Here is a 26,882-nt window from a genome sequence, read left to right as displayed (position 1 = left end):
TGCCGCGCGCGAAAGATCAATCAGCGCGTACGCACCGCCGTCTTGGGGCGGAAGGCCGCGCACACCGCTGGATCAGCGTCGATCCAGGGGCCGCCGATCAGGTCGATGCAGTAGGGCACGGCGGCAAAGATGCCGGGCACCGCCGAGGCGCCCTGCCCGTCCTTGAGCCCTTCCAGCGTCTCCGCGATGGACTTGGGCTGACCAGGCAGGTTCAGGATCAGCGCCTGCTTGCGGATCACGGCTGTCTGGCGCGACAGGATCGCCGTGGGCACGAAGCGCAGGCTGATCTGGCGCATCTGCTCGCCAAAACCGGGCATTTCCTTGTCGGCGATGTCCAACGTGGCGTCTGGGGTGACGTCACGCAGCGCGGGGCCGGTGCCGCCGGTGGTCAGCACCAGGTCGCAGTGCTCATCGTCCACCAGGGCCTGGAGCGTGGCGGCGATCACCGCGCGCTCATCGGGGATCAGGCGCGGCACCCATTCGATGGGATTGCGCACGGCGCGGCCCAGCCAGTCCTGCAAGGCGGGCAGGCCCTTGTCCACGTAGACGCCGCTGCTGGCGCGGTCGCTCACGGAGACCACGCCGATGCGCACGGACTCCAGCGGACGCTGATCCGGCGGCATGCTGCTCATCGGTCGTCGTCCTCGTCATCCTCTTGCGCCACATCGGCCTGCGGCGCACTGGCCGAATCCTGGGCTTCCAGGGTTTTCTTGATGTACTGGAACAGCTCGCGGTAAGCCCGCCCATTGCGCTGCTCGGGCGCCGCAGCCGCGTCCTTGCGCGCATTGCGGATCAGCGCGCGCAACTGCTGCAGATCGGTGTCGGGAAACTCCGCCACCCATTGGGTCAGCATGTCCTTGTCTTCGCGGAGCAGGTCGGCGCGCCAGCGCTCGGCCTGGTGCAGGGCCAGCGCGTTCTGGGCATGCCCCAGTTGGAAGGTGGCCACGGCTTCGCGCAGCGGCTCGGCATCGACCGCGCGCAGCACCTTGCCGATGTACTGCAACTGGCGGCGCTTGCCTTCAAAGGAGCGCGTGCGCTTGTAGTCGTCCAGCGCGTCGCGCAGGCGCTCGGGCATCTCAATGGCCTTCAGGCGCGCATCGGGCATGGCCAGCAGTTGCTCGCCCAGGTCCTGCAACTCGTGCATGGCCCGCTTGAGCATGCTTTTGCTGGGCGGGCGGTCGTCTGGGACGTCGCCCTCGGGGTCAAAACCCTGCTTAGGGTGGGAATGGTTCGAATTCATGTCCTCGCTATGATACGGGGGCCTACATCGACACACCACAACATGGCCGTCAAACAACCCAAGTCCGCCGCCTCCAAACCCAGCAACGGCTTTTCCTACAGCCGCGAGCAATTCCAGTCGCTGATCGAAGACACGCTCGCCCTGGCCCGCAAGGTGGGCGCCACGGACGCCGGCGCAGAGGTCTCCGAAGGCGTGGGCCTGTCGGTGTCCGTACGCAAGGGCAAGCTCGAGAACGTCGAGCGCAACCGCGACAAATCCATCGGCGTCACCGTTTACCTGGGCCAGCGCCGAGGCAACGCCAGCACCTCCGATTTCTCGCCCGCATCGCTGGAGCAGACGGTGCGTGCCGCCTACGACATCGCCCGCTTCACCGCCGAAGACCCTGTCGCCGGCCTGCCCGATATGGAAGACCTGGCCCTGGGCAAGGCCGCCACCCGGGATCTGGACCTGTTCCACCCCTGGAAGGTCGATGCTGACAAGGCGGCCGAACTGGCCCGCCGTGCCGAGGCCGCCGCCCTGGCGGTCGATCGCCGCATCACCAACTCCGAAGGCGCCAGCGTCTCGGCGCAGCAATCGCACTTTTTCGCGGGCAACACGCGGGGCTTCCGTGGCGGCTACGCCAGCTCGCGCCACTCGCTGTCGGTCTCGCCCATCGCCGGGCGCGGCAACGACATGCAGCGCGACTTCTGGTACACCTCCGAGCGCGATGCCCGTGACATGGCCAAGCCCGAGATCGTGGGCCGCTACGCCGCCGAGCGCGCCCTCTCGCGCCTGAAATCCCGCAAGATCGCCACCTGCGAAGTGCCGGTGCTGTTCGAGAACACGCTGGCCGCCGGCCTGCTGGGCGCCTACGTGCAGGCCACCAGCGGTGGCGCGCTGTACCGCAAGGCCACCTTCCTGCTCGACAGCCTGGGCAAGCCCATCTTCCCCAAGCACATCGACGTGCTGGAAGATCCGCACATCCTCAAGGGCAAGGGCAGCGCACCGTTCGACGACGAAGGCGTGCTCACGCGCAAGCGCAGCATCGTCAAGGCCGGCGTCACCCAGACCTACTTCCTGTCGAGCTACTCGGCCCGCAAGCTGGGCATGAAGACCACCGGCCATGCCGGCGGCTCGCAGAACCTCACGCTCAAGAGCAAGCTCACCCGCCCGGGTGACGACCTGCCCGCGATGCTGAAAAAGCTGGGCACCGGCCTGTTCGTGACCGAGCTGATGGGCCAGGGCGTGAACTACGTGACGGGCGACTACTCGCGCGGCGCAGCCGGCTACTGGGTCGAGAACGGCGAGATCGCCTTTCCGGTGCAGGAGATCACCATCGCCGGCCACCTGGGCGAGATGTTCCAGCAGATCGTGGCCGTGGGCGCCGATGCCTACACCTACGGCAGCAAGACGATCGGCTCCATCCTGCTCGAGAAGATGAAGATCGCCGGCCACTGAACCGAACATCGTTGAACATGGCGTAACCACGCGGGTAAGTCCTGCCCTCGTGGCGCTGAGCACTCGCCAAGTCGCCTCCTAGAATCGGACACGCCAGCCCCAGCCGCACAGGCCACGGGGCTGCGCCAACGATTCGAACAACACTCCGCAACGGACCTCAGGAGGCCGCGCCATGCAACGTCGTTCCTTCATCCACCAGGCCGGCCTGGCCGGCATCCTCGCTGCCGGCAGCGCACCCGCCATCGTGCATGCGCAGACCGCCCTGCGCTGGCGCCTGGCCTCCAGCTTCCCCAAGTCGCTCGACACCATCTACGGCACGGCCGAGGTCTTCGCCAAGAAGATCCATGAGATGTCCGGCGGCAAGTTCCAGATCTCGGTGCACGCGGGTGGCGAGCTGATGCCCCCCTTCGGCGTGGTCGATGGCGTCAAGAACCGCACGGTCGAGATGGCGCACACGGCGCCCTACTACTTCGTCGGCAAGGACGAGACCTTCGCCCTGGGCAGCGCCATTCCCTTCGGACTGAACGCCCGCCAGATGAGCGCCTGGATGTTCGAGGGCAACGGCCTCAAGCTGATGCGCGAGTTCTATGCGCAGTACGACATCATCAACTTCCCTGGCGGCAACACGGGCGCCCAGATGGGCGGCTGGTTCCGCAAGCCCATCAAGAGCCTGGACGACATGAAGGGCCTGAAGATGCGCATCGGCGGCTTCGCCGGCAAGGTGATCGAGCGCCTGGGCTCCGTGCCGCAGAACCTGCCCGGCGGCGAGATCTACCAGGCGCTTGAAAAAGGCACCATCGACGCGGCCGAGTGGGTCGGCCCCTACGACGACCACAAGCTGGGCTTCAACAAGGTGGCGCCCTACTACCACTTCCCCGGCTGGTGGGAAGGCGGCCCGCAGCTCGACTTCTACATCAACCAGAAGGCCTACGACGGCCTGACGCCCGAATACAAGGCCATGGTGGAGGCCGCCTCCGGCCTGGCCCATGCCGAGATGCAGGCCCGCTACGACGCCCGCAACCCGGTCGCCCTCAAGCAACTGGTGGCCGCCAAGACCCAACTGGTGCAGTTCCCCAAGACGGTGATGGACGCGGCCTTCAAGGTCTCCATGGAGATCTACGAAGAGCTCAACGCCAAGAACCCCAACTGGAAGAAGATCTACCCCGATCTGGCCAAGTTCAGGGCCGACCAGAACATGTGGTTCCGCTTCACCGAGGCCACATTCGACCGGTACATGCAGAGCGCCAAGCTCTGAACCATCGCGCTGCGAGAACTGCTTGAAGGCCCCTGCTGGGGCCTTCTTCATGGCGCGGCACGGGTACCAGGCGCTTGGTCCACAATAGGGCTCAAGGTGCCCACTTGGTCGTGGCGCCCTCAGCCCTTTCACACCCCATGCGCCGCCCCGACGAGCCGACGCCTCCAGACACCTCGCCGGCACCTGAGCCATCGTCGCCCTCCTCGCTGTCCAACCGCGCCTGGCGCGCGCTGGGCGCGGCCTCGATCGCCATCGGGGTGGCCAACGCCTTCATCCCTTTGCTGCCCACCACCATCTTCCTGCTGATCGGGGTGTGGGCCTATGGCAAGGGCGATCCGGTGATGCGTCGCAAGCTGCTGGAGCACCCACGCTTCGGCCCCGGGCTGCGGCGTTGGGTGGAGCACCGCCAGATCAGCCGCCGCGGCAAATGGGCGGCCTGCCTGGGGATCGCCGCCAGCGCGGCCATCACCGCGGCCCTCGTAGGCATGAAGCCCGTGACCTGGCTGGTCGATGCCGGCCTGGTCGTGCTGATCATCTACCTGGCCACCCGCAAGGAGCCACCGGCCGACAGCGACGGCGCGCTCAAGGAGCGGTGACAGGGGGCGTGGCGGGATCCGTGACTGCAGGCAGTGTTGGCCCGCCCCCTTCGGCTTCGGCAGGCACGGGCACCTCAGGCGCAGACACATCAGGCATCGCTGGCGCGGGATCCATGCCTGTGTCCTCGATCTGCATCTCGATGTGCACGTCATCGAGGTTCACGTCGGGCCCTTTGTCCAGCCAGTAGGTGACCGACTCAGGCCAGAAGATCACGATGGCCACCAGCAGCAGCTGCATGCCCACCCACGGGATCGCGCCCAGGTAGATGTCACGCGAGGCCACGGGCCGGCTGATGGCGCCGTTCTTGTGCACCTGATCGGCCACGCCACGCAGGTAGAACAGCGCAAAGCCGAAGGGCGGGTGCATGAAGCTGGTCTGCATGTTCACGCACAGCAGCACCCCGAACCACACCAGGTCGATGCCCAGCTTCTCGGCCACCGGGGCCAACAGCGGCACGATGATGAAGGCGATCTCGAAGAAATCCAGGAAGAACGCCAGGAAGAACACGAAGATGTTCACGGCGATCAGGAAGCCGATCGGCCCGCCCGGCAGATCGCCCAGCAAATGCTCGATCCACACATTGCCGTCCACGCCCTGGAACACCAGCGAGAACACGCTGGAGCCCAGCAGGATGAAGATCACCATCACCGTCACGCGGACGGTGGAATCCATGGCCTGCCACAGCAGGCGCACACTCAGGCGGCCATGCAGGCCCGCCAGCGCCACGGCACCCAGCGCGCCCAGGGCCCCGGCCTCGGTCGGCGTGGCGATGCCCATGAACAGCGTGCCCAGCACCAGGAAGATCAGCACGACGGAGGGCAGCATGCCCCACAGCACACGCTTGAGCAGCGCCGCGCCCTGCAGGGTGCGCGCCTCGGGCGGCAGCGGCGGCACCCACTGCGGCCGCATCACCGCCACGGCCAGCGTGAACAGCAGGAAGATGGCCGTCTGCATCAGCGAGGGACCGATGGCGCCCAGGTACATATCACCCACCGAGCGCCCGAGCTGATCGGCCAGTACCACCAGCACCAGCGAGGGCGGGATCAACTGCGTGATCGTGCCCGAGGCGGCGATCACGCCCGTGGCGTAGCGCATGTTGTAGCCATAGCGCATCATCACCGGCAGCGAGATCACGCCCATGGCGATCACGCTGGCAGCCACCGTGCCGGTGATGGCGCCCAGAATCGCGCCGACCACGATGACGGCAAAGCCCAGCCCGCCCGGCACGCGGCCGAACAGCTGGCCCGTGCCTTCCAGCAGATCCTCCGCCAAGCCGCAGCGCTCCAGCACTGCCCCCATGAAGGTGAAGAACGGGATCGCCAGCAGCAGCTCGTTGGAGATGACACCGTAGAGCTTGAGCGGCAGGTTGCCCATGAAGGCTTCCGGGAAGAAGCCCTGCGACACCGCGAAGTAGCCGACGCCCAGCCCCAGCCCCGCCAGCGAGAACGCCACCGGAAAACCCAGCAGCATCACGATGATGAGGCCGGCGAACATCAACGGCGCCATGTACTCCATGGCGATCATTGCATCGGCCTCTCGTATTGGGTCTGCATGTCGTAGGTGCCGCGCAGGTATCCCAGGCGCTTGAAAAACTCCGCCAGCCCCTGCAGGGCCAGCAGCGCAAAGCCCAGCGGGATCACGGCCTTGACCGGCCAGCGCAGCAGGCCGCCGGCACTGGCCGAATACTCATGCTGCCGCCAGGCATCCAGCGCGAAGGGCCATGACAGGTGCATCACCACGGCACAGACCGGCAACAGCACCAGCCCGAAGCCCAGCAGATCGATCCAGGCCTTGGTGCGAGGCGTGCGTCCGCCATAGATCACATCCACCCGCACGTGCTCGTTCAGGCGCAGCAGCATCGGCGCGCCGGCGAACACAGCCAGCGCGAACAAGTACCACTGCGCCTCCAGCCAGGCGTTTGAGCCCAGGCTGAAGCAATAGCGGATCACGGCGTTGCCGGCACTGATCACACAGGCGGCCAGCAGCGCCCAGGCCGCCAGCACGCCCAGCCAGTGCGACACCCCATCCATCAGGCGGATGTAGGCGCGCATGTCACTCGTCGAGAGCGATGGCCTGGTGGTAGAGCTTGGTGGAGCGGGCACCGCTGCGGCAGAACATCAGCAGCGGGCGCGGCAGGTCCTTGAGCAGGGCCGCGCACTGGGCGATCTCTTCGGGTGACTGGTAGGCGCCCTGCACGGGCAGGTAGGCGTACTGCAGGCCCGCGGCCTTGGCGGCGGCTTCAATAGCCTCGTTGGTGGGCTGGTCCGGGCCGCCTTCCATGTCAGGGCGGTTGTTGATCACGGCCTTGAAGCCGGCCTCAGCGGCCGAGGCCATCGCCTCGGGCGACAGTTGCGGCGCGGCGTAGACGTCTTCAGCGATGGGCTGCAGCGAAACGGACTGGCTCATGTGGGTGCTCCTCTTGGTCTGCTCTTGATCTGGCTCTCTTGGGAGGATAAGGGCTCAGCCGGCCAGCGCGGCCTTCACGGCGGCGGAGACCTGGCCCATGTCGGCCTGACCGGCCAGACGCTGCTTGACCACGCCCATCACCTTGCCCATGTCGCCAGGGCCCGAAGCACCCAGCTCGACCACGATGGCCTTCACAGCGGCAGCGGTTTCCTCGGCGCTCAGGCGCTTGGGCAGGTAGGCCTCCAGCACCACGATCTCGGATTTTTCCTTGTCGGCCAGATCCTGGCGGCCACCGGCCTCATATTGCTGGGCCGCATCCTTGCGCTGCTTGATCAGCTTGTCGACGATGGCCACGATCAGGGTGTCGTCCAGCTCTACGCGCTCGTCGACTTCCTTTTGCTTCATGGCGGCCAGCAGCATGCGGATGGTGCCCAGGCGCTCGGCTTCCTTGGCGCGCATGGCGGCCTTCATGTCGTCGGTGATGCGTTCTTTGAGGCTCATGGTGGTCGTGTTCTTGAAGAATCAGCAGAGAAAAAGCAAAAGCCCGCATGGGCGTCCCCGCGCGGGCTTGTCGGCAAGTCAGCGCGCCGTGTCAGGCGCATTGTGACCGCAGAAGCGACCGATATCGATCAGTACAGCTTCTTGGGCAGTTGCATGCTGCGCACGCGCTTGTAGTGGCGCTTGACCGCGGCAGCCTTCTTGCGCTTGCGCTCGGCGGTGGGCTTCTCGTAGAACTCGCGGGCGCGCAGTTCGGTCAGCAGGCCCAGCTTTTCGATGGTGCGCTTGAAGCGGCGCAGGGCGACGTCGAACGGCTCGTTCTCTTTGACACGGATGGTCGTCATTACAAAATCACTTTCAGATGAATGCATTCACGGGGCTGGGATCATGGCCACCAACGGCACCACTCAGGTCGATCGCACAGGCCTCCGGGCCGGGCCCGCTCCCTGTTTCCGCTTCCGGTTAGGCGGAAGGAAACGGGTTTGCCCTATGGGGTGTGCACGATGTTCATCGAGCCGCGCCGCAGGTGGACTTCTTTGCAAAGCATGATCCGAAATTGAACGAATCAATGCAGCCCCACCAGCTAAGCCTTGGATTCTACTGCGAATTTACTGAAATTCCAACCCGGATCAGGGTTTCAATTCGTTCAAACGCTCGATTCCCTGGTTTTGGGAATATGCCTCGATGCGGGAAGCCTCGGGCAAAACAGGGTTTCCGCCCTCGTTCGAGGGCTTCGCGGGGAGCTTGCCCACCAGCTCCGCCAGGGGCGCGAGCACAAAGGCGCGCTCGTGCATGCGGGGGTGCGGCAGGGTCAGATCGGGGCGGTCCAGCACCACGCCGCCGAACCACAGCAGGTCCAGGTCCAGGGTGCGGGGGGCGTTTCGGTAGGGGCGCTCGCGGTCGTGCGCGCGCTCGATGCCCTGCAGCACGCCCAGCAACTCGCGCGGCCCCAGGGAAGTCTGCAAGGCCACCACGGCATTGAGGAAATCCGGGCCAGTGGCATCCACGGGCTTGGTGCGGTACAGCCGCGAAGCGCCTTCCACGCAGCTCAAAGGCGCGGCGCCCAGGCGAGCCAGCGCATCCTGAAAGGACGCCACCACATCGCCCAGATTGCCGCCCAGGCCCACATAGGCCCGAAAACCGGGCGGTTGCTCGCTCATTCGCCCGCGGCCTCGCTGCGGCCACCGCCCTCACCTACTGGCTTGCGGCGGCGACGGCGGCGCTTCTTGGCCGGCGCATCGCCGCCAGGGGCCGCGTCACCATCCGGGCCACCGTTGCTGCCACGGCTCTGGCGCTTGGCGATCTCCTGCTCGCGGGCCACTTCCATCAGGTGACGGCGCTCGTGGTTGTCACCCAGCGAGAAGGCTTCCCACCAGTCGGCCAGTTCGGCATCCACCTCGCCCACCTGGGCGCGCAGGCGCAGGAAGTCGAAACCGGCGCGGAAACGGGGCTGCTCGACCAGCGAGAGCGGGCCGCCGCCGATGCGGCGCTCGAAGCGCGGCTGCATGGTCCAGATCTCACGCATGTCGGCGGCCAGCTTGCCGCGGCCGGAGATGTCGCCGATGCGGGCGTCGAACACCGAATCGGTGGCCTGTTGCAGGGCCGGGAAGTTGTGCTCGCCCTGGGCCAGGTTGCGCTTCCACTGGGCCAGCACGTCGTGCCACAGCAGGCAGGCCAGCAGGAAGCTGGGCGCCACGGGCTTGTCTTCGCCCACGCGGCGGTCGGTGTCGGCCAGGGCCAGGTCGATGAAGCGGGCGCGATCAGGGTGGTGCTGGCGCGAGCTGTCGAACACGGCATCGAGCACGGGGAAGATGCCGCGGTCCAGGCCCTGCTTGCGCAGTTCGTCGAGCGAGGCGCGGGCGTGGCCGGTCTGCAGCAGCTTGATCATCTCGTCGAACAGGCGCGACTGCGGCACGTTGCTCAGCAACTGGGCCATGGCCTGCAGGGGCTCGCGCGTCTTGGGCTCGATCTCGAAGCCCAGCTTGGCCGCGAAGCGCACCACGCGGATGATCCGGACAGGATCTTCGCGGTAGCGCACGTCGGGCACGCCGATCATGCGCAGCACGCGCTTCTTGGCGTCCTTGATGCCACCATGGTAGTCCACCACCACGCCCGAGGTCGGGTCGTAGTACATGGCGTTGATGGTGAAGTCGCGGCGGGCGGCGTCCTGGTCCTGCGGGCCCCAGACGTTGTCGCGCAGCACGCGGCCGCTGGCGTCCACCACGTGGGATTTGTCGGCCAGCTCCTTCTTCGAGGTTTTCTCGTTGCCGGCGACCTGCTCGGCCTCGGTGGCGTCCAGATAAGCGCGGAACGTGGAGACCTCGATCACCTCATGCTCGCGCCCGCGGCCGTAGACCACGTGCACGATGCGGAAGCGCCGGCCAATGATGAAGGCGCGGCGGAACAGGCCCTTGACCTGCTCGGGCGTGGCGTTGGTGGCCACGTCAAAGTCCTTGGGGCGCAGGCCCAGCAGCAGGTCGCGCACGGCGCCGCCGACGATGTAGGCCTCGTAGCCGGCATCCTGCAGCGTCTTGACGACCTTGATGGCGCGCTCGTCGACCAGGTTGGGGTCGATGCCGTGCTCGCTCTGCGGCACGTCGACGCGCTTGCCGGTCGGGATGCGCGGCTTGGCGCCCGCTTTGCCGGACGAGGCGCGCGGCTTGGCAGGCGCCTTGCGCAGGATTTTGTCAATCAGACTCTTGATCATGAAAAAAGGTACAACAGGCGCCAACCACGGGCTTGGGCCTCGGCCTCGAGGGCCGGGCTCGGGTTGGTCGCCACCGGGTCCGTGGCCCGGTACAGCAGGGGGAGGTCGTTGGGCGAGTCGCTGTAGAAGCTGACGCGCTCGAAATCGCCGAACGACAGGCCGCGTTGCGCGAGCCAGTCGTCCACCCGCGTGATTTTGCCCTCTCTGAAGGACGGCACGCCATCAATTTCGCCGGTGACCCGGCCTTGGGCGTCCCGCACGAGCTTCACGGCGATCAGATCCGGCACGCCGAAGGCCTGCGCGATGGGCTGGGTGACGAACTCGTTGGTGGCAGTGACGATGGCCACCAGATCGCCCTTGCCCTGGTGCTGGCGGACCAGTTCCAGCGCCTGCGGTTTCAGGGCCGGGCGGATCACATCGTCCATGAAACGGTCCTGCAGGGCGCGCTGTTCCTCGGGATCCAGGTCGCGCCACACGCTGGTGGTGAAGGCGATGTAGTCGTCCAGAACCAGGGTGCCGTCAACGTACTGCTGGTAGAAAGCGTCGTTGCGAGCGCGGTGCGTCACCGGGTCGGCCAGGCCGACGCGGACGAGGAATTCGCCGAACTCGTGGTCAGAGTCCAGCGGCAGCAAAGTGTGGTCAAGATCAAACAGGCAGAGGTTCATTCGGTCTCCTGCGCCAGCATCTGTTTGAGCAAGGGCACGGTCACGAGTCGTTGCTCTGCCAGCGCGAAGCGGTCCAGCCGCTCCAGCAAATCCATCAAAAAGCCCAGGTCACGGCTGAAATGCGTGAGCAGGTAGGGCACCACGCCTTCGGCCAGGCGCACGCCGCGGCGCTTGGCTTCCTTGGTCAGCACCAGCCTCACACCCTCTTCACCCAGCGGTTGCACGCCGAAGATCAGCCCCCAGCCCAGGCGGGTGCGCAGGTCATCGCGTACGTTCAGGTCCACCGGGGGCACGCGGCCGGCGGCCACGATGTCCATGCTCATGCCGCCCTGCCCGCCTGCCGCTTCGCGCTGGGCCGTGGCCGCGGCGTTCTCGATGAAGAGGTTGAAGGCCCAGTGCTGCTGGGGCGCATCCAGTGATTCGCAATCGTCCATCAGCACCAGGGTGGGCGCCTCGGGCTGCGCCGAATCCCAGGACTGAAAGCCCTGGCGGTCCAGCCAGAGCACGTGCCAGCCCAGGGCCAGGGCCTGGCCAGCCAGTCCGCGCAGCAGATGCGTCTTGCCGCAGCCCGCCGGCCCCCAGAGGTAGGCGGGCGTGCCGGGCTGGGCGCTGTCAGGCCAGGCCATCAGCCAGGCCAGCAGCTCCTTGTTGCCTTCCGGCACGAACTGCTCCAGGCCGGCAGGCACCACCGGCTCGAAATCCAGGGGCAACTGGCGCATGCCGCCTGCAGGCACGAGCGCATGCTGCAGCGGGGACATCTGCGCTGGCTCCAGCAACAAGGTCATGGCCGGGCCTCAGGGGCCTCATCCCGTGGCGCGGCAGGCGCATCGGCCAGGGCTGCGGCGGCCTTGGACTCGACCACAGGGGCTGCGCGGAACAGGCTGCTGCTGCGGTACATCGCCACCAAGCGGCGCAACACCACCATCAGCAAGGCGCTCACCGGCAAGGCCATCAGGATGCCGACGAAGCCCAGCCACTGGCCAAACAGCATCAGCACGAAGATCACGCCCACGGGATGCAGCCCGATGCGCTCACCCACCAAGCGCGGCGTGAGGAAGAAGCTCTCGATGAACTGGCCCAGGCCGTACACCACGCCCACGGCCATCAGGGGCCACCACAGGCCGCTGCCGCCCGGATCAGCCGCGAACTGCAGCAGGCCAGAAAACAAGGCCAGGATCAGCCCCAGGCCAAAGCCCAGGTAGGGGATGAACACCGCCAGCCCCGTGAACACGCCGATGGGCAGCGCCAGATTGAAGCCAAACAGCATCAGGCCCACGCTGTAGTAAGCCGCCAGAATCAGCATCACCAGGAGTTGGCCACGCAGATAGCCGCCCAGCACGTCATCGGCTTCATGCAGAAAGCTGTCGATGGGGGCGACCCAGCGCGGCGGCACCATGGCCCGGGCTCGCGGAATCAGCGAGCCCCAGTCCATCAGCCAGTAGAAGGCCAGCATGGGCACCAGCACGGCCAGACCCGTCATGGTCAGCAGCAGGCTGCCCCCCATGCGCAAGGAACTGAGCAAGGTGCCGGCCCATTGTTCGCCACGGGTGTTGAACTGTTTGACGACCCAGGGCTTCAGCTCGCTGAGCTCTTGGGGAACACGCACGCCCGCCTGTTCGACCCAGGGCACCACGCTGTGCCACACCCGTGCGGCGATGTCCGGCAACTCTTGGCGCAGCATGGGGGCCAGGTCGACCACAATGGGCACCAGCAACAACAGCAGCAACAGCACCAGGAGCACGGCGGCCAGCAGGCACACCGTGGTCGACACCATGCGGGGCAGACCGCGCCGCGTGAGCGCCGAGACGCCTGGCTCCAGCACATAGGCCAGGGCCAGGCCGAGCACGAAGGGCGCCAGCACCAGGGCATGCCACCACAGCAGCAGGCCGACAACGATCACGAGCGCCCCCCAGCCCACCCAGCGGGGCCAGGGCGACGATGGGGGGGACGAAACCTGAACAGGGGTCGGAAGTGCCATGGGGCGATTCTATCGAGCCCCGTGCCCCTGCCGTTTTCAGTTCACGTCAACGGCCACAGGTGGGGCTGTCGTACACCGCACGACGGGCACCTTCGATGTCCTGCTCGAACTTGGCCTGATTGCGCTGCGCCTCGGGCTGGGTCTGGTATTCGGCCACGATGGCGGCCTGGCGGCGCAGGAATTCGGTGCGGCACTCGGCATCACGCAGGGCCTGGTCGCTGTCCAGCTTGGGCGCAAGCTGCTCCAGCTTGGTCTTGCAGCCTTCCATCTTCTGGGTGCGCAGGTTCTCGTCAGGCTCCAGGTCGGTCAGCAGCACGCTGCAGATCAGCAGCGATTCACCCATGGTCATCTCCATGTTGGCGATGCGATCCGGCAGTTGGTCCAGCAGTTGCTGCGCCAGAGCATGACGCTGGGCGGTGTTGGGACTGTCCTGCAGGGTCTGCCATTGCTCGAAGCCACGCTGGTAACGCAGGAAGGCGCTGATTCGCTTGAGCTCCTTGGCGCCATCGGGCTTGTTGCCCACGGCCTGCTTGAGCGATCTCCACTCTTCGGGCGTGAAGTCGGTGGGGCGGCCGTCAGAGCCCTCGGCCGGTTTCACGTTCAGGTTGACCACGGGGCCTGAGGTCGATGATGTGGCGCCGACGTCGGTCGAAGCCGCCACCGGATCGGCGGATTTGCCCGAACTCATCCACCACCAGCCAGCGGCGGCACAGCCCAGGACAACCGCTCCGCCTGCGATCCAGCCCCAGCGCACACCAGACGAACGGTCATACGAAATCATTGATGCCCTCTCACAATGCAATGCCGCATATTGTGAGTGGCGCGACTGGCCACAGCGCTGGGGCATTACCCGAGGAACTTCCGCCCGCATCCCCCCCTCGACAGGGGTGTTGCCCCAACAGCACCCGTGGTGGCGTGCCCTACACTTGCGCCTCTCCCACGCATGTCCCCACGCCTCTCGCTGAAGCTCCTTCGCCAGTTCCATGGAATCGCTCGCCCCTGCATCACCCCTGACCGCCGCCCTTGGTGCCCTGGTGGGCTACCTGATCGGTTCGCTGTCCTTCGCCGTGATCGTGAGCCGCCTGTTCGGGCTGGCCGATCCCCGCAGCTACGGCTCGGGCAACCCCGGCGCCACCAACGTGTTGCGCTCCGGGAACAAAGGCGCGGCCATCCTGACCCTGCTGTTCGACGCCCTGAAGGCCTACCTGCCCGTGCTGGCGGCGCGGCATATGGGGCTGGGCGATCTGATCGTCACCCTGGTGGGCCTGGGCGCCTTCCTGGGCCACCTGTGGCCCGTGTTCTTCCAGTTCGAGGGCGGCAAGGGCGTGGCCACGGCCGCTGGCGCGCTGCTGGCCTTCGATCCCGCCATGGGCGGGCTGGTGCTGCTGGTGTGGATCGCCGTGGCGGCGATCACCCGTTATTCCTCACTGGCTGCCCTGTGTGCCTCCGCGGCCGCACCGCTGATCCAGTGGTGGCTCCATGGCCTGCAGCCGCAGACCTGGGGCGTGCTGGCCATGAGCCTGCTGCTGATCTGGCGCCACGAAGCCAACATCCGCAAGCTGCTGGCCGGGCAGGAAAGCAAGCTCGGCCAGAAGTCGGCGCCGCCGCCTTCGGCCTGACACCCGCCGCATGAACGACACCCCGCGCCGGCCCAAGTCCTGGCTCTCGCTGGTGGTGACCGTGGGCGTGGCCTGGGGTGCCCACCAGGCCTGGAGCCAATGGCGGGAACACCGCAACATCGATGTCGTGCGCGCCACCGCAGGTGCGCACGACATCGTGATGTTCACCACCAACGACTGCCCCTACTGCGCCAAGGCCCGTGCCTGGTTCAAGGCGAACGAGGTGCCCTGGCGCGAGTGCAACATCGAGCGCAACGCCATGTGCAAGCAGGTGTTCGATGCCCGAGGGGCGCCCGGCGTTCCACTGCTGCATGTGCGGGGTCAATGGCAACTGGGCTTTGACCCGGCCCAGCTGGCCAAGGCGCTGGCCACGGTGCCCCGAAAGCACTGAGTCGCTGGGCCCCTCAGGCCTCTTCGCCGTCGACAACCAGGCCCAGCGCAGCCAGATCGCCCCGCCCTTGCCTGACCACGCGGGGCTCGCCATCGCTCAGGTCGATCACCGACGTGGGCTCCATGGGACAGGCCCCGGCGTCCACCACCGCCTGCACCTGCTTTTGCAGCCGTTCGCGGATCTCATGGGCATCGTTGAGCGCCTGCGTCTCACCAGGCATGATCAAGGTCGTGGCCAGCAGGGGCTCGCCCATCTCAGCCAACAGGGCCTGGGTCACGATGTGATCCGGCACACGCAGGCCGATGGTGCGACGTGATGGGTGCGACACGCGTCGAGGCACCTCCTTGGTCGCCTCCAGGATGAAGGTGTAGGCGCCCGGCGTGGCGGACTTGAGCAGGCGGTACTGCTGGTTGTCGACCCGCGCATAGCTGGCCAGCTCCGACAGATCACGGCACAGCAGCGTGAGGTGGTGCCGCTCGTCCACAGCACGGATGCGGCGCAGCGTCTCCACCGCAGTTTTGTCATCAAGGTGGCAGACCAGCGCATAGCTGGAATCAGTGGGCACGGCGGCCACCCCACCTTGCCTCAGGAGTGCCACCGCTTGCTTGAGCAGACGTGGCTGGGGATGCTGGGGATGAACTTCGAAATACTGAGCCATCGCCCGAGGGTATCAGGCCCGCAGGATCACGGCCGGTGGATGCGGTGTTCCAACGCTTCCCACACAGGATTGAGCTGCTTGGGCAGGGGCGGCAAGGTGCCCAGGTCGGTGTGGCTCTCGGCCGGATCATGGAAATCGGAGCCACGCGAGGCCAGCAGGCCGAACTCCTGGGCCATGTCGGCGTACTTGAGGTACTCGGCCTGCGTGTGGCTGCCGGTGACCACCTCGACGCCCTGCCCGCCCAACGCCTTGAACTCAGTGAACAAGGCGAACTCTTCGTTCGGCGTGAAATCGTACCGGCCCGGGTGCGCGATCACGGCGACGCCACCGGCGCCCGTGATCCACTTCAAGGCATCGGAGAGCGTGGCCCAGCGGTGCTCGACATAGCCGGGCTTGCCTTCCGTGAGATAGCGGCGAAACACCTCATGGGTGTCCGAGCAGAAGCCGGCCTCGACCAGGTAACGGGCGAAGTGGGTGCGAGAGATCAGATCCGGGTTGCCCACGAACTTCAGCGCGCCTTCGTAGGCATCAGGGATGCCGGCGCGCGCCAGCCCGGCCGCCATGTCACGGGCGCGCCGTTCACGGCCGCCGCGTGTGTGCGCCAGCCCGTGCACCAGAGATGCATCGTCAGCGTCGAAGCCCAGGCCCACGATGTGCACCGTCTGGTGGATGAAGGTGACCGATATCTCGGAGCCCGTGAGGTAGCCCATGCCGTGCTGTGCCGCAGCCGCACGCGCACGCGCCTGTCCGCCCACTTCATCGTGGTCGGTCAGCGCCCACAGGTCCACACCATTGCGACGCGCGCGCTCAGCCACAGCCTCAGGCGTCAGCGTGCCGTCAGACACACTGGAGTGGCAATGGAGATCGGCGTTGAGCATGGAAACGGCCCCGCAGGTTGACGCAGCACTTCTATTGTAGGAAATGCGGGCCCGGGTTCACGACCGGGCCGGGCAAGTCCTCAGCAAATAGGGCCTCAGCGCATGGAGCGGCCCCAGGCGTCGATGCTGGCCTGGGTGAGTTCGCACACGAGTTTGTCGTCGATGGGCTGGCGGTAGCGGAACTTCACATGGCGCATGCCCTTGCCGGCGCCTTGCAGTTCAGGGAAATCGCCCAGCAGCAGCACGCCGTTGAAGACCTGGAGGTGGGCATTGGCCTTGAACATCACGATGGCCAACAGGTTGTCGCCATCGTTGGTGAAGACCAGGTTGCCCCACTTCACTTCGGGGCGCAGTTGGGGGGCGGTGGCAAGGATGGCCTTCTGGATCGCTTGAGCGGTTTCGCGTTGCTCAGGGCGGACACTGTCGTAGAAGGCGCTGATCAGCGCAGGGGATTGCAGGGGTCGGCGCATGGGGGATAGGCCCAAACAAAAAGGTACTACAAGAGCGTTGATACATGACCACCCCCTCCCTGAAGACGCCGTCGGCGCGCTTCCGTGTGGTCACACAGCGTGTGATCTGGATATCGGCTTTTTGTTCTTGAACTGCCGACAAATTTGTCGGCAATGCGCCAATTAACCAGCATTCGCGTGCCATATGGCACTCAACACCAGCTTGAATCCTACCTCACCCAAGGGGGCTTCACATCCTTGAAATGAGTGCCTTTGTTGCTTTATCGGGCTTGATCATTCAGGTCTTGGGCAGCGTAACGCCGCGTTGGCCCTGGTATTTGCCGCCACGGTCACGGTAACTGGTCTCGCAGACCTCGTCGCTCTCGAAGAACAGCACCTGGGCGCAGCCCTCACCGGCGTAGATCTTGGCCGGCAGCGGCGTGGTGTTGCTGAATTCCAGCGTCACGTAGCCCTCCCATTCGGGCTCGAAAGGCGTCACGTTGACGATGATGCCGCAGCGCGCGTAAGTGCTTTTACCCAAACAGATCGTGAGCACGCTGCGCGGAATGCGGAAATATTCCACGGTTCGGGCCAGTGCAAAACTGTTGGGCGGAATGATGCAGACATCGCCCTTGAAATCGACAAAACTCTTTTCGTCGAAATTCTTCGGGTCCACCACGGTGGAATGGATGTTGGTGAAGATCTTGAATTCGTCGGCGCAGCGGATGTCATAACCGTAGCTGCTGGTGCCGTAGCTCACGATCTTGTGGCCATCGGCCGACTGGCGGACCTGGCCCGGCTCGAAAGGTTCGATCATGCCGTGCTCATCGGCCATGCGGCGGATCCAGCGGTCTGACTTGATGCTCATGCGTGCTCCTTAACAGGCCGCTATTGTCCCCGATCCCGGGCGGTGCTTGGCGCGTGCCCTTTAGCGACCTCGGCAAGGCCGCCTGCAGCGATGTGGCCCCAAAGCGGGGCGTCCGAATTGGCATGGTTTTCGCATCCTGGGGCGGCACGAAAATGCGGCGCCCAACATCAGGGCGACCGTTCTGATCGCTGAGATTCAATCAATGAGTTCGTTCAAGACGTTCCTGAAGTCAGGACACGGTTCGACCCTGTTCGCGTCCTTCCTGTACTTCGCCTTCTCCTGCTGCATCTGGGTGCTCAACGGCGCCATGGCGCCCTTCATCACAGAAGAGTTCAATCTCACGCCAGCGCAGAAGGGGCTGATGCTCTCGATTCCCATCTTCGCGGGGGCGCTGATGCGCTTCCCGCTGGGCCTGCTGGCGCAGTACATCGGCCGCAAGAAGGCCACGCTGGTGGAGATGGCCCTGATCGCCGTGGCCATGCTGTACGGCTACTTCGCGGTCAAGTCCTTCAACGACCTGCTGGCCATGGGCGTGCTGCTGGGCATCGCCGGGGCCAGCTTCGGGATGGCGCTGTCGCTGGGATCGGGCTGGTTCCCGCCTCGGCACAAGCGGTGGCCATGGGGTTGGTGGGCGCGGGCAATGTGGGCACGGCGGTGTCCGTGCTGATCGCGCCGCCGCTGGCAGAGGCCTTCGGCTGGCAGACGGTCTACGGCCTGGCCGCCCTGGCCATCTGCCTGCCCACGATCGTGATGATCGTGTTCGCCAAGGAGCCGCCCGATGTTGATTCGCACGCCAGCTTCCGAGAGCACATCGCCTGCCTGTTCGAGAAGGATGGCTGGACCTTCAGCCTGATCTACGGCATCACCTTCGGCGGCTTCATCGGGCTGACGACCTTCCTGCCCACCTCTACTACTACGACCAGTTCCACGTGAGCAAGGTCGAGGCGGGGCAACTCACCATGTTGGCCGCCTTCATGGGCGCTGGGCGCCGGCAATGGCGCCCTGTTCCAACTGGTGCCGCTGCGCTGGCCCGCCTCCACCGCCGTGGCTGGCTCGATGATCGGTGAGATCGGCGCGCTGGGCGGTGGCCTGGTGCCCAATGCGATGGGCTTGTCCAAGCAGTATTTCGGCTCGTACTTCTACGGTTTCGCGCTGTTCGCGGGCTTGGCCGTGGCGGTGTTGCTGATGATGCGTGTGATGCAGATCCGCTGGACGCGCACCTGGGCCGAAAAGGGTGGGCGTGCTCCCGGGGGCCTGCAAGGGACGGGAGGCACCCCGCTCCAGGGCCAGCAGGAACTCTTCGGCGGTTTCAAAGCGCTGGCGCGGGTCACGTGCCACGGCCTTGAGCACGATGTGGTCGAGCCAGATGGGTACGTCGGGCCGCCTGCGCGAAGGGGCCTGGGGGTCAGGGCGGTATCGGCCTGTCTGGTAGGGCTCGACTCGCCATAGGGCAGGTGCCGGGTGAGCCACTGGTAGAGCGTCACGCCCAGCGCGAACAGGTCGCTCTGCGGCGTGGCCTGCGAGACTTCTGGGTCATCGGACCACTGCTCCGGGTTGATGTAGCTGGGGGTGCCTGCATGCAGGGCGCGCAGCGATTTGGGCTCCTGCCCGGAGAGCGCCACGCCCAGGTCCAGCAGACGCCACAAACCATCGGCACCAAGGTGGACATTGTCGGGTTTGACATCGCGGTGAATCACACCGATCTGGTGCAACCGCCCCAGGGCACGGCAGATGGCACTGGCGCTTTCGACGATCTCGCCCACGGCGAAACGGCGCTCCGGCAGCAGTTCATGCAAGGCCCGCCCCTCGATCCACTCGAAGAGCGCATAGAAGTGGGTGGGCGCGTCGCGCTCAATGCAGCGCACCAGCCCCCGGGCGCCCCGCTCGGTGGCGCGGGCGCTGAGCCAGGCTTCATGGGCGAGCATGGCGCGCTCCTCCGAATCATTGGCGCGGGCTTCGTGCAGTGTCTTGAGCGCGAGCAGCGCGCCGTTGCGCCGGTCTCTCACCATGTAGAGGCGGTGCACGCCATTGCTGGCCTCCTGTGCCGCGCCCTGCGCGGCCAGGGCTGCGATCTGGGCGCGCTTGAGTGCGCCGTGCACCCCATCGCTGGTGAGCACGAAGATGTCGCCGATCTGCACATCGCCTTCGCTGTGGTCGACGCGGACGGCATCTTCCATGCCCACGGCCCGCGTCAGGCCGTTCTGGAAGGCGCCGGAGCCCATGCTGTGGTCCTGCGTGAGCAAGGCGCACTCGCCGGCCCTGATCAGCCAGGCCCGGGTATCTCCCACATGGGCCAGGGTGTAGCCATGCCCGCGCAGCACCAGGTCTGTCAGGGTGGTCATGCCCAGGGGCTGGTCCTTGAAGGGGTGACACCGACGGTTGTGGTCGGCCAGCCAGGCGTTGCAGGTGCCGATCAGGCGGTCCAGCGCGACGGAGGCGTCCCAGGTGGGCGGGGTGGCGTGGTAATCCCCGGTGATGGTGAGCACCGCCGTCTGCGCGGCCTCCAGGCCCCCGCCCCCACTGCTCACGCCGTCGGCCAGGGCGGCGATCACACCATGCGCCTCATCTTGAGGCTCCGGGCGCACCACAGCGGCGAAATCTTCCAGGCGCTCGCGCGGGCCACGCTCACTGGCGTCCCCGATGTCCAGATCGAAACTCATGTGTTGTCGAAACCCTCAGGGCGGAAATGCACGACGTTGGTGCAAATCTCATGTCTACGTGCAGTGGTTACGCAAGAAATCTGCCCGAAGACCCCATTCCTGGCATAGCCAGGCGGGCGGCCCCAGGGCGGTGCGTGTCCGCAATGCTGGCCTTCAAATTGCTTCGTGCGCGATACAACGATTCCTATAGTCCGCTGACGGAGCCTCAAGGCATGAAGAAGATGAAACTGGTGATGGTGGGCAACGGCATGGCCGGTGTCCGCACACTGGAAGAGCTGTTGAAGGTCGCGCCCGATCTCTACGAGATCACCGTGTTCGGTGCAGAGCCGCACCCCAACTACAACCGGATCATGCTCTCGCCCGTGCTGGCGGGCGAGCAGACGATCGACGAGATCATTCTCAATCCGGTGCAGTGGTATGCCGACCATGGCATCACGCTGCACCTGAACAAGAAGGTCGTGCGCATCGATCGCACCCGGCGCCTGGTGGTGGCGGAAGACGGCACCGAGGCTCATTACGACCGGCTGCTGCTGGCCACGGGCTCCAACCCCTTCGTGCTGCCGGTGCCCGGCCATGCACTGGCCGGCGTGATCGCCTACCGCGACATCGCCGATACCAACTACATGATCGAGACCGCTAAGACGCACAGGCACGCGGTGGTGATCGGCGGCGGCCTGCTGGGCCTGGAAGCGGCCAACGGCCTGGTGCAGCGCGGCATGCAGGTGACCGTGGTGCACATTGCGCCATGGCTGCTGGATCGCCAGCTCGACCAGATCTCGGCGCGGCTGCTGCAACGCTCGCTGGAAGAGCGCGGGCTGGCGTTCCGCATCGGCGCGCATACGCAGGAGCTTGTCGGCGACGCGCAAGGCCGAGTCAAGGCCGTGCGGTTCAAGAATGGCACCGAGGTGCTGGCCGATCTGGTGGTGATGGCCGCGGGGGTGCGCCCCAACACGGCCCTGGCCGAGCAGATCGGGCTGCACTGCAACCGCGGCATCGTCGTGAGCGACACCATGCAGACCGTGACCGACCCGCGCGTGTACGCCGTGGGTGAATGCGCCTCGCACCGCGGCATCGCCTATGGCCTGGTCGCCCCGCTGTTCGAGCAGGGCAAGGTATGCGCGAACCACCTCGCGCTGCTCGGCATCGGCCGCTACGTGGGCTCGCAGGTATCGACCAAGCTCAAGGTCACGGGCATCGACCTGTTCTCTGCCGGTGATTTCATGGGCGGCGAAGGCACCGAGGAGATCGTGCTGTCGGACCCCTTCGGCGGCGTCTACAAGAAGCTGGTGATCAAGGGCGACAAGCTGGTGGGCGCCTGCCTGTATGGCGACACGCTGGACGGCAGCTACTACTTCAGGTTGATCCGAGAAGGCACCTGCATCAAGCGATCACGTGACCGCCTGATGTTCGGTGAGCCCGCGCCCGAGGAGGTCTCAAGCGCCGACACCCTGGCTCCGCTCATCGCCTGAAGGAGCCGCCATGAGCATCACCATCCCCATCGTGACGGCGGCCACGACGACCACGCGCGCCACTTGCCCCTACTGCGGTACCGGCTGCGGCGTGCTGATCGAAAGCACTGCCGGCCGCATCACCAACGTACAGGGTGACCCCGATCACCCGGCCAACTTCGGCCGCCTGTGCACCAAGGGCAGCACGCTGCACCTGACAGCCGCCACCAATGTGCAAACCCAGACACGCCTGCTGGAGCCGATGCAGCGGCCATCACGCGGCGCACAACCCCAGCCCATCGGCTGGGACGAAGCCCTGGACAGCGGCGCCGACAAGCTGGCGGACATCATCCGCCGCCATGGCCCGGATGCCGTGGGCTTCTATGGCTCAGGCCAGTTGCTCACCGAAGACTATTACGTGCTCAACAAGCTCGTGAAAGGCCTGGTGGGCACCAACAATCTGGACACCAATTCGCGCCTGTGCATGAGCAGCGCCGTGGCCGGCTACAAGGTCACGCTGGGCGTGGATGCGCCCCCCGCCTGCTACGACGATTTCAAGCACGCACAGACGCTGTTCATCGTGGGGGCCAACACGGCCTATGCCCACCCCATCCTGTTCCGCCGCATCGAAGATGCGCGCCGCGCCAACCCAGCGATGAAGCTGATCGTGGCCGACCCGCGCAAGACGGAAACGGCCGAGATGGCCGACCTGTTCCTGCCGATCCGGCCCGGCACTGACGTGGCCCTGTTCCACGGCCTGCTGCACGTGATGCTGGCCGAAGGCCTGGTGGACATGGGCTATGTGGCGCGCAACACGCAGGGCTTCGAGGCCCTGCAAGCCCTGGTGGCCGAGTTCACCCCTCAGGCCGTGACTGCGCTCTGCGGTGTGCCAGCCGATGACGTGGTGCAGGCTGCGCGCTGGTTCGGCGGGCACACGCCCACGCTGTCGCTGTACTGCCAGGGCCTGAACCAGAGCAGCCGCGGCACCGACAAGAACGCCACGCTGATCAACCTGCACCTGGCCACAGGCCAGATCGGCAAGCCGGGCGCAGGCCCCTTCTCGCTCACGGGCCAGCCCAACGCGATGGGTGGCCGCGAGGTGGGCGGCATGGCCAACCTGCTCAGCGCCCACCGGGATCTGGGCAATGCCGAGCACCGCGCCGAAGTGGCCCGTCTGTGGGGCGTGTCCGATGTGCCAGCCCAGCCCGGCAAGACGGCCGTCGAGATGTTCGAGGCTGCCGCGCGGGGCGAGATCAAGGCCTTGTGGATCGCCTGCACCAACCCGGCCCAATCCCTGCCGGACCAGGCCACCGTGCGCAAGGCGCTGGAAATGGCCGAGCTGGTCGTGGTACAGGAGGCCTTTGCCACCACCGCCACATGCGCCTACGCCGACCTGCTGCTGCCCGCCACCACCTGGGGCGAGAAGGACGGCACCGTGACCAACAGCGAGCGCCGCATCACCCGCGTGCGCGGCGCCATCCCGGCCACCGGCCAGGCCCGGCACGATTGGTCCATCTTCGCGGACCTGGGGCGCCGCCTGGAGCAGCGCCTGCCCGAGCGCACCGCCGGCTGGCGCGACGGCATGGACACGCTCTTCCCTTACGACACTCCGCAGTCTGTCTGGAACGAGCACCGCGAATCCACCCGTGGCCGAGACCTGGACATCACCGGCCTGAGCTACGAGATCCTGGAAACCCAAGGCCCCCAACAGTGGCCCATGCCCGAGGGCAGCCCCCAGGGCCGCGCCCGCCTGTACGAGGATGGCGTGTTCCCCACGGCGGACGGCAAGGCGCGTTTTGCCGCCGCGCCGTACGAGCCCGTGGCAGAGCCCTGCGATGACGAACACCCCTTCGCGCTCAATACCGGCCGGCTGCGCGATCAATGGCATGGCATGAGCCGCACCGGCACCTTGGGGCGCCTGTTCGGCCACGTCAGCGAGCCCGGCATCGACCTGAACCCTGCCGACATGCAGCGCCTGGGTCTGCAGGCTGGTGATCTGGTGCGCGTGGCCTCCCGCCGGGGCAGTGCTGTGCTGCCCGCACAGCCGAGCGACGCCATCGCCCCCACGCAGTCCTTCATCGCCATGCACTGGGGCGAGGAGTTCCTGAGCGGCCGCGATGCGCAAGGCCAGCTCATCACGGGCGTGAATGCGCTGACCTCGCCAGCGTTCTGCCCGAAATCCAAGCAGCCCGAACTCAAGAACGCAGCCGTCAGCATCGAGCCCGCCGAGCTGCCTTGGCACGTGCTGGGCGTGGCCTGGATGTCGGAAGACCGCGCCCTGGCCGTGCGTGAGGCCATCAAGCCGCTGATGGGCCAGTTCGCCTTTGCCAGTTGCGTGCCCTTCGGGCGCGAGCCTCATGAGCGCGGCATGGTCGGGGTGCTGTTCCGGGCCGCTGCGGTCTCGCCCATCGATGACGCCGTGCTGGGCCAGTTGGAGGCCCTGCTGGGCGTCGAAGGCGCCGACGTGCTGCGCTACCACGACCGCGCCCAGGGCCAGCACCGGGCCATGCACCTGCGTCGATCCGACGAAGGCCTCAAGCTCGAAGCCTTCCTTCTGGCGGGCGATGTGAGCGCCGAGGCCTGGGTACGCCCGCTGCTGCAGGAAGAGCTGACCGCCGACGCCTACGGCCGCGCCCTGCTCTCACCCGGGGCCACGCCACCGGTGGCCGTGCAGAGCAAGGGCCGCCAGGTGTGCACCTGCTTCAACGTGACCGAGCCCGCCATCGTCGAGGCGCTGAGCAATTGCACGGGCAGCCCTGACGATCGCCTGGCGCAGCTGCAAGGCCAGCTCAAGTGCGGCACCAACTGCGGATCGTGCGTGCCGGAGTTGCGCAGGATCATCAAGCTGCATCCTGCGCTCACCCCGGCCTGAGTCGGGCCTTCGGGATGCTCGTGCGGGCTGCGACAATGCCTGCATGAGCATCGCTGCCTACATCAAGGTGATCGGCCGGGGCAAGGACGGCGCCCGGCCACTGGACACGGACCAGGCCCGTGACCTGCTGGACCAGGTTCTGGACAACAAGGTCACCGATCTGGAAATCGGCGCCTTCGCGCTGGCCATGCGCATCAAAGGCGAAACAGAGCAAGAGCTGGACGGCTTCGTGCAGTCCACCCTCGCCCGCTGCCTGCCCCTGCCCGCGCCGCCGGCCGGTGGCGTGGTGGTGCTGCCCTCCTACAACGGCGCGCGCAAGCTGCCCAACCTGACGGCGCTGCTGGCCTGCCATCTGGCACACGCAGGCACCGCGGTGCTGGTGCACGGCCCCGCGAAGGATCCCACCCGTGTGACCACGGCCGAGGTTTTCCAAGCCCTGGGTCTGCCACTGGCCACCACCGCAGACGAGGTGGCCCAGGCCTGGCAAGCGCAACGCCCAGCCTTCATCGACATCGCCACGCTGTGCCCGCCATTAGCCAAGCTGCTGGACGTGCGCTGGACGATCGGCCTGCGCAACCCGGGCCACACCGTGGCCAAGCTGCTCTCACCCTGGCCGGCTGCCGTGCCCAGCGTGCGCGTGGTCAACCACACCCACCCTGAGTACGCTCACTCGCTCACCGCCTACCTGGGCCACACCCAGGCCACGGCCCTGCTGATGCGCGGCACCGAGGGAGAGCCCGTGGCCGATGCGCGCCGGCAGCCCAGGTTTGAGGTGTTCGTGCGTGGCGAGCGCAACGCTGCACTCAGCCGCGCGCCCGTCGAAGGCGTGCTGACCGAACTGCCCGCGCTGCCCGAATCCCGTGATGCGGCCACAACTGCCGCCTACATCCAGGCCGTGCTGCATGGGGAGCTACCGCTGCCCAATGCCATCGCCACGCAGGCAGAGTGCCTGGCACAGGTTCTGCGAGAAGCCCCCCAAACGGCATCCTGACAGTGGCTGCTGGGTGGCTTGCCACCCCCTCAACCAGCTCACTCAGCCGTTCCGACGCCAGATGCCCCGGGCTCAGCCGGCTTGGGCGGTGGTTTCATGCCACCAGCAGCCTTGCTGGCCTTCGTCAGGATCACGATCCCGCCCAGGATGGCCGCCGTGCCCAGGATCAGCCGCCCGGTGACGGGCTCATCCAGCCACCAGGCCGCCATCCAGATCGTGGACAAGGGGCCGACCATGCCCACCTGCGCCGCCAGCGACGCGCCCAGCAACTGCACACCGCGCATCACCAGCCACACCGGCAGCACCGTGCAGGCCACGGCATTGATGGCCGACAGCCCATAGGCCTGCCATGGCAGGGCTGAGACACCGCCCACGCGCCCCTCGGTCCACCAGCTCACCACGCCCCACTGCAGAAGGCACAGCACGCAGGCCACACAGGACGCATGCCCCACCAGGCGCAGCGAGCCCAGCGTCTGCACCAACTGGCCACTGCCCATCAGGTACACGGCGTAGGAGATGGCACTGCCCAGCACCAGCAAAGAGCCCAGCGTGACGGCACGAACGGCCTCCATGCCGCTGGCGCCCCCCACCTGGCTGGACAGCAACTGCGCCGCATCCCAATCGTGCAGCCACACCACGGCCACACCGGCATAGGCCAGCCCCACCGCCAGGATCTGCGCCGGGCTGATGCGCCGCCGGTACCACAGCGCCGAAAACAGCAGCACGATGGTCGGGTTGAGGTACAAGATCGCCCGCTCCAGGCTGGCGCTGATGTACTGCAGGCCCAGGAAATCGAAGGTGCTGGCCAGGTAGTAGCCCGTGAAACCCAGCCCTGCCACCTGCCACCATTGCCGGCGGCTCATCGGCCTGGCGGGCTGGCCATCGGGCGCAAGCACACGCCCGGACCACCAGGCCATCCACAGGAACAGCGGGAAAGCCATGGCCATGCGCAGGCCCACGGCCGAGACGGCATCCGCGCCCAGCTGGTACATCAGCTTGGCCACGATGGCCTTGCCGGAGAACGCGATTGCCCCGAGGGCCGCCATCGCCACGCCCTGCCCCATGGGCCCCAGGCTGGAGAGCGACAGGCGCCGCCCGAAGATTGCTTGCATCCCGCGAGCGTAGCGGACATCGCCCCGGCACGCCCGCCCAGGGCCATGCGGGCGGTGCAATGTCACGGCTGGAGACGCCCCTTGCGCAGCGGCCGCGCAACGCGTTCCGCCCGTCGGATCGAAACGTCCTGCAACGACCGTCAACGCAACGTC

26 protein-coding genes and 2 pseudogenes are annotated in these 26,882 nt (G+C 66.6%); 9 read left to right on the top strand and 19 right to left on the bottom strand.

From position 1 onward, the window contains the following. Positions 1 to 20: 20 nt before the first annotated feature. Positions 21 to 632 (bottom strand): molybdopterin adenylyltransferase, encoded by a 612-nt coding sequence (gene mog, locus WAQ08_RS20115; protein WP_422194156.1) that lies wholly within the window; start codon positions 630 to 632, stop codon positions 21 to 23. Then, positions 629 to 1,240 (bottom strand): ribosome biogenesis factor YjgA, encoded by a 612-nt coding sequence (gene yjgA / locus WAQ08_RS20110; RefSeq protein ID WP_422194154.1) that lies wholly within the window; start codon positions 1,238 to 1,240, stop codon positions 629 to 631. The genes mog and yjgA overlap by 4 nt, the downstream gene beginning before the upstream one ends. A 42-nt stretch (positions 1,241 to 1,282) precedes the next feature. Here yjgA and pmbA point away from each other — a divergent pair, with 42 nt between their 5' ends. From pmbA to WAQ08_RS20095, 3 genes are all read left to right on the top strand, one after another. Continuing rightward, a complete protein-coding gene (gene pmbA, locus WAQ08_RS20105; protein ID WP_422194153.1) occupies positions 1,283 to 2,677 on the top strand; it encodes a metalloprotease PmbA in 1,395 nt (464 codons plus the stop codon). Between the two features lie 172 nt (positions 2,678 to 2,849). Beyond that, entirely contained in the window at positions 2,850 to 3,932 is a 1,083-nt protein-coding gene (locus tag WAQ08_RS20100) for a TRAP transporter substrate-binding protein (RefSeq protein WP_422194151.1), read from the top strand. A 137-nt stretch (positions 3,933 to 4,069) separates the two neighbouring features. Beyond that, entirely contained in the window at positions 4,070 to 4,528 is a 459-nt protein-coding gene (locus WAQ08_RS20095) for a YbaN family protein (RefSeq protein WP_422194150.1), read from the top strand. Here the strand turns inward: WAQ08_RS20095 and WAQ08_RS20090 are convergent. The 11 genes from WAQ08_RS20090 to WAQ08_RS20040 all read right to left on the bottom strand — a co-directional run bounded on the left by WAQ08_RS20090 (position 4,515) and on the right by WAQ08_RS20040 (position 13,564). After that, the gene (locus WAQ08_RS20090) at positions 4,515 to 6,053 is read right to left on the bottom strand and encodes a TRAP transporter large permease (RefSeq protein WP_422194149.1); all 1,539 of its coding nucleotides are present in this window, start codon (positions 6,051 to 6,053) and stop codon (positions 4,515 to 4,517) included. The two genes, WAQ08_RS20095 and WAQ08_RS20090, sit on opposite strands and share 14 nt — an antisense overlap. Then, complete coding sequence (locus WAQ08_RS20085; RefSeq protein ID WP_422194147.1) at positions 6,050 to 6,580, bottom strand: TRAP transporter small permease subunit; 531 nt, start codon at positions 6,578 to 6,580, stop codon at positions 6,050 to 6,052. The genes WAQ08_RS20090 and WAQ08_RS20085 overlap by 4 nt, the downstream gene beginning before the upstream one ends. A gap of 1 nt (position 6,581) precedes the next feature. Beyond that, positions 6,582 to 6,935 carry a TIGR01244 family sulfur transferase gene (locus tag WAQ08_RS20080; RefSeq protein ID WP_422194145.1) on the bottom strand — a complete coding sequence of 118 codons (354 nt, stop codon included), beginning with the start codon at positions 6,933 to 6,935 and terminating at the stop codon, positions 6,582 to 6,584. Between the two features lie 54 nt (positions 6,936 to 6,989). Next, positions 6,990 to 7,436, bottom strand: coding sequence for a GatB/YqeY domain-containing protein (locus WAQ08_RS20075; protein WP_422194144.1), 447 nt, complete (start codon positions 7,434 to 7,436; stop codon positions 6,990 to 6,992). Positions 7,437 to 7,564: 128 nt separating this feature from the next. Beyond that, entirely contained in the window at positions 7,565 to 7,777 is a 213-nt protein-coding gene (gene rpsU / locus WAQ08_RS20070; protein ID WP_012346814.1) for a 30S ribosomal protein S21, read from the bottom strand. A 285-nt stretch (positions 7,778 to 8,062) separates the two neighbouring features. Further along, positions 8,063 to 8,593 (bottom strand): 2-amino-4-hydroxy-6-hydroxymethyldihydropteridine diphosphokinase, encoded by a 531-nt coding sequence (gene folK, locus WAQ08_RS20065; RefSeq protein ID WP_422194142.1) that lies wholly within the window; start codon positions 8,591 to 8,593, stop codon positions 8,063 to 8,065. After that, entirely contained in the window at positions 8,590 to 10,140 is a 1,551-nt protein-coding gene (gene pcnB / locus WAQ08_RS20060) for a polynucleotide adenylyltransferase PcnB (RefSeq protein WP_422194140.1), read from the bottom strand. The genes folK and pcnB overlap by 4 nt, the downstream gene beginning before the upstream one ends. After that, a complete protein-coding gene (locus tag WAQ08_RS20055) occupies positions 10,137 to 10,805 on the bottom strand; it encodes an HAD family hydrolase (protein WP_422194139.1) in 669 nt (222 codons plus the stop codon). The genes pcnB and WAQ08_RS20055 overlap by 4 nt, the downstream gene beginning before the upstream one ends. After that, complete coding sequence (locus tag WAQ08_RS20050) at positions 10,802 to 11,590, bottom strand: HdaA/DnaA family protein (RefSeq protein WP_422194138.1); 789 nt, start codon at positions 11,588 to 11,590, stop codon at positions 10,802 to 10,804. Before WAQ08_RS20050 ends, WAQ08_RS20055 begins: the two co-directional genes overlap by 4 nt. Next, on the bottom strand, positions 11,587 to 12,783 hold the full coding sequence (locus WAQ08_RS20045) for an AI-2E family transporter (protein WP_422194137.1): 1,197 nt from the start codon (positions 12,781 to 12,783) through the stop codon (positions 11,587 to 11,589). The genes WAQ08_RS20050 and WAQ08_RS20045 overlap by 4 nt, the downstream gene beginning before the upstream one ends. Positions 12,784 to 12,829: 46 nt before the next feature. Continuing rightward, on the bottom strand, positions 12,830 to 13,564 hold the full coding sequence (locus WAQ08_RS20040; RefSeq protein WP_422194136.1) for a hypothetical protein: 735 nt from the start codon (positions 13,562 to 13,564) through the stop codon (positions 12,830 to 12,832). Between the two features lie 229 nt (positions 13,565 to 13,793). Between WAQ08_RS20040 and plsY the strand changes: the two genes are divergently transcribed. Both plsY and WAQ08_RS20030 read left to right on the top strand, forming a co-directional pair. Continuing rightward, entirely contained in the window at positions 13,794 to 14,402 is a 609-nt protein-coding gene (gene plsY / locus WAQ08_RS20035; protein ID WP_422194309.1) for a glycerol-3-phosphate 1-O-acyltransferase PlsY, read from the top strand. 10 nt (positions 14,403 to 14,412) lie between these two features. Beyond that, positions 14,413 to 14,793 carry a glutaredoxin domain-containing protein gene (locus WAQ08_RS20030; RefSeq protein ID WP_422194135.1) on the top strand — a complete coding sequence of 127 codons (381 nt, stop codon included), beginning with the start codon at positions 14,413 to 14,415 and terminating at the stop codon, positions 14,791 to 14,793. A gap of 13 nt (positions 14,794 to 14,806) precedes the next feature. On the opposite strand, the gene WAQ08_RS20025 is transcribed toward WAQ08_RS20030, so the two are convergent. The 4 genes from WAQ08_RS20025 to dcd all read right to left on the bottom strand — a co-directional run bounded on the left by WAQ08_RS20025 (position 14,807) and on the right by dcd (position 17,646). Next, entirely contained in the window at positions 14,807 to 15,451 is a 645-nt protein-coding gene (locus WAQ08_RS20025; protein ID WP_422194133.1) for an L-threonylcarbamoyladenylate synthase, read from the bottom strand. A gap of 26 nt (positions 15,452 to 15,477) precedes the next feature. After that, positions 15,478 to 16,329, bottom strand: a complete 852-nt coding sequence (locus WAQ08_RS20020; RefSeq protein ID WP_422194132.1) for a 3',5'-nucleoside bisphosphate phosphatase — start codon at positions 16,327 to 16,329, stop codon at positions 15,478 to 15,480. Positions 16,330 to 16,424: 95 nt separating this feature from the next. After that, entirely contained in the window at positions 16,425 to 16,799 is a 375-nt protein-coding gene (locus WAQ08_RS20015; RefSeq protein WP_422194130.1) for an iron chaperone, read from the bottom strand. Between the two features lie 277 nt (positions 16,800 to 17,076). After that, entirely contained in the window at positions 17,077 to 17,646 is a 570-nt protein-coding gene (dcd, locus tag WAQ08_RS20010) for a dCTP deaminase (RefSeq protein ID WP_422194128.1), read from the bottom strand. A 202-nt stretch (positions 17,647 to 17,848) separates the two neighbouring features. Between dcd and WAQ08_RS20005 the strand changes: the two are divergent. After that, positions 17,849 to 18,891, top strand: a pseudogene (locus WAQ08_RS20005) (MFS transporter); the annotation flags it as partial. Here the strand turns inward: WAQ08_RS20005 and WAQ08_RS20000 are convergent. Further along, positions 18,786 to 20,306, bottom strand: a complete 1,521-nt coding sequence (locus WAQ08_RS20000; RefSeq protein WP_422194126.1) for a bifunctional protein-serine/threonine kinase/phosphatase — start codon at positions 20,304 to 20,306, stop codon at positions 18,786 to 18,788. The pseudogene WAQ08_RS20005 and the gene WAQ08_RS20000 sit on opposite strands and share 106 nt — an antisense overlap. Before the next feature lie 212 nt (positions 20,307 to 20,518). On the opposite strand from WAQ08_RS20000, the pseudogene WAQ08_RS19995 reads away from it, so the two are divergent. The 3 genes and pseudogenes from WAQ08_RS19995 to ybiB all read left to right on the top strand — a co-directional run. Beyond that, positions 20,519 to 21,721 (top strand): annotated as a pseudogene (locus tag WAQ08_RS19995) (NAD(P)/FAD-dependent oxidoreductase); the annotation flags it as partial. A gap of 64 nt (positions 21,722 to 21,785) precedes the next feature. Next, complete coding sequence (locus WAQ08_RS19990; RefSeq protein WP_422194125.1) at positions 21,786 to 24,626, top strand: molybdopterin-dependent oxidoreductase; 2,841 nt, start codon at positions 21,786 to 21,788, stop codon at positions 24,624 to 24,626. Positions 24,627 to 24,669: 43 nt separating this feature from the next. Beyond that, a complete protein-coding gene (ybiB, locus tag WAQ08_RS19985; protein ID WP_422194123.1) occupies positions 24,670 to 25,617 on the top strand; it encodes a DNA-binding protein YbiB in 948 nt (315 codons plus the stop codon). Positions 25,618 to 25,655: 38 nt separating this feature from the next. Here the strand turns inward: ybiB and WAQ08_RS19980 are convergent, their stop codons facing one another. After that, positions 25,656 to 26,729, bottom strand: coding sequence for a DMT family transporter (locus tag WAQ08_RS19980; protein WP_422194121.1), 1,074 nt, complete (start codon positions 26,727 to 26,729; stop codon positions 25,656 to 25,658). Positions 26,730 to 26,882: the final 153 nt, after the last annotated feature.

The organism is Aquabacterium sp. (assembly GCF_049274795.1).
GTDB lineage: Bacteria > Pseudomonadota > Gammaproteobacteria > Burkholderiales > Burkholderiaceae_C > Aquabacterium.
The sequence above is the reverse complement of the archived record's forward strand: the minus strand, read 5'-3'. Positions and strand labels throughout refer to the sequence as shown.

Bases quoted from the DNA above. Each gene is read 5' to 3' on its own strand.
- WAQ08_RS20100 (WP_422194151.1), top strand. From the start codon at position 2,850: ATGCAACGTCGTTCCTTCATCCACCAGGCCGGCCTGGCCGGCATCCTC.
- WAQ08_RS19980 (WP_422194121.1), bottom strand. From the start codon at position 26,729: ATGCAAGCAATCTTCGGGCGGCGCCTGTCGCTCTCCAGCCTGGGGCCC.
- pcnB (WP_422194140.1), bottom strand. From the start codon at position 10,140: ATGATCAAGAGTCTGATTGACAAAATCCTGCGCAAGGCGCCTGCCAAG.
- rpsU (WP_012346814.1), bottom strand. From the start codon at position 7,777: ATGACGACCATCCGTGTCAAAGAGAACGAGCCGTTCGACGTCGCCCTG.
- ybiB (WP_422194123.1), top strand. From the start codon at position 24,670: ATGAGCATCGCTGCCTACATCAAGGTGATCGGCCGGGGCAAGGACGGC.
- WAQ08_RS20030 (WP_422194135.1), top strand. From the start codon at position 14,413: ATGAACGACACCCCGCGCCGGCCCAAGTCCTGGCTCTCGCTGGTGGTG.
- WAQ08_RS20050 (WP_422194138.1), bottom strand. From the start codon at position 11,590: ATGACCTTGTTGCTGGAGCCAGCGCAGATGTCCCCGCTGCAGCATGCG.
- WAQ08_RS20025 (WP_422194133.1), bottom strand. From the start codon at position 15,451: ATGGCTCAGTATTTCGAAGTTCATCCCCAGCATCCCCAGCCACGTCTG.
- WAQ08_RS20020 (WP_422194132.1), bottom strand. From the start codon at position 16,329: ATGCTCAACGCCGATCTCCATTGCCACTCCAGTGTGTCTGACGGCACG.
- WAQ08_RS20085 (WP_422194147.1), bottom strand. From the start codon at position 6,580: ATGCGCGCCTACATCCGCCTGATGGATGGGGTGTCGCACTGGCTGGGC.
- WAQ08_RS20075 (WP_422194144.1), bottom strand. From the start codon at position 7,436: ATGAGCCTCAAAGAACGCATCACCGACGACATGAAGGCCGCCATGCGC.
- WAQ08_RS20045 (WP_422194137.1), bottom strand. From the start codon at position 12,783: ATGGCACTTCCGACCCCTGTTCAGGTTTCGTCCCCCCCATCGTCGCCC.
- WAQ08_RS20080 (WP_422194145.1), bottom strand. From the start codon at position 6,935: ATGAGCCAGTCCGTTTCGCTGCAGCCCATCGCTGAAGACGTCTACGCC.
- WAQ08_RS20040 (WP_422194136.1), bottom strand. From the start codon at position 13,564: ATGATTTCGTATGACCGTTCGTCTGGTGTGCGCTGGGGCTGGATCGCA.
- yjgA (WP_422194154.1), bottom strand. From the start codon at position 1,240: ATGAATTCGAACCATTCCCACCCTAAGCAGGGTTTTGACCCCGAGGGC.
- mog (WP_422194156.1), bottom strand. From the start codon at position 632: ATGAGCAGCATGCCGCCGGATCAGCGTCCGCTGGAGTCCGTGCGCATC.
- WAQ08_RS20055 (WP_422194139.1), bottom strand. From the start codon at position 10,805: ATGAACCTCTGCCTGTTTGATCTTGACCACACTTTGCTGCCGCTGGAC.
- WAQ08_RS20090 (WP_422194149.1), bottom strand. From the start codon at position 6,053: ATGATCGCCATGGAGTACATGGCGCCGTTGATGTTCGCCGGCCTCATC.
- WAQ08_RS20015 (WP_422194130.1), bottom strand. From the start codon at position 16,799: ATGCGCCGACCCCTGCAATCCCCTGCGCTGATCAGCGCCTTCTACGAC.
- pmbA (WP_422194153.1), top strand. From the start codon at position 1,283: ATGGCCGTCAAACAACCCAAGTCCGCCGCCTCCAAACCCAGCAACGGC.
- WAQ08_RS20000 (WP_422194126.1), bottom strand. From the start codon at position 20,306: ATGAGTTTCGATCTGGACATCGGGGACGCCAGTGAGCGTGGCCCGCGC.
- folK (WP_422194142.1), bottom strand. From the start codon at position 8,593: ATGAGCGAGCAACCGCCCGGTTTTCGGGCCTATGTGGGCCTGGGCGGC.
- dcd (WP_422194128.1), bottom strand. From the start codon at position 17,646: ATGAGCATCAAGTCAGACCGCTGGATCCGCCGCATGGCCGATGAGCAC.
- WAQ08_RS20095 (WP_422194150.1), top strand. From the start codon at position 4,070: ATGCGCCGCCCCGACGAGCCGACGCCTCCAGACACCTCGCCGGCACCT.
- WAQ08_RS19990 (WP_422194125.1), top strand. From the start codon at position 21,786: ATGAGCATCACCATCCCCATCGTGACGGCGGCCACGACGACCACGCGC.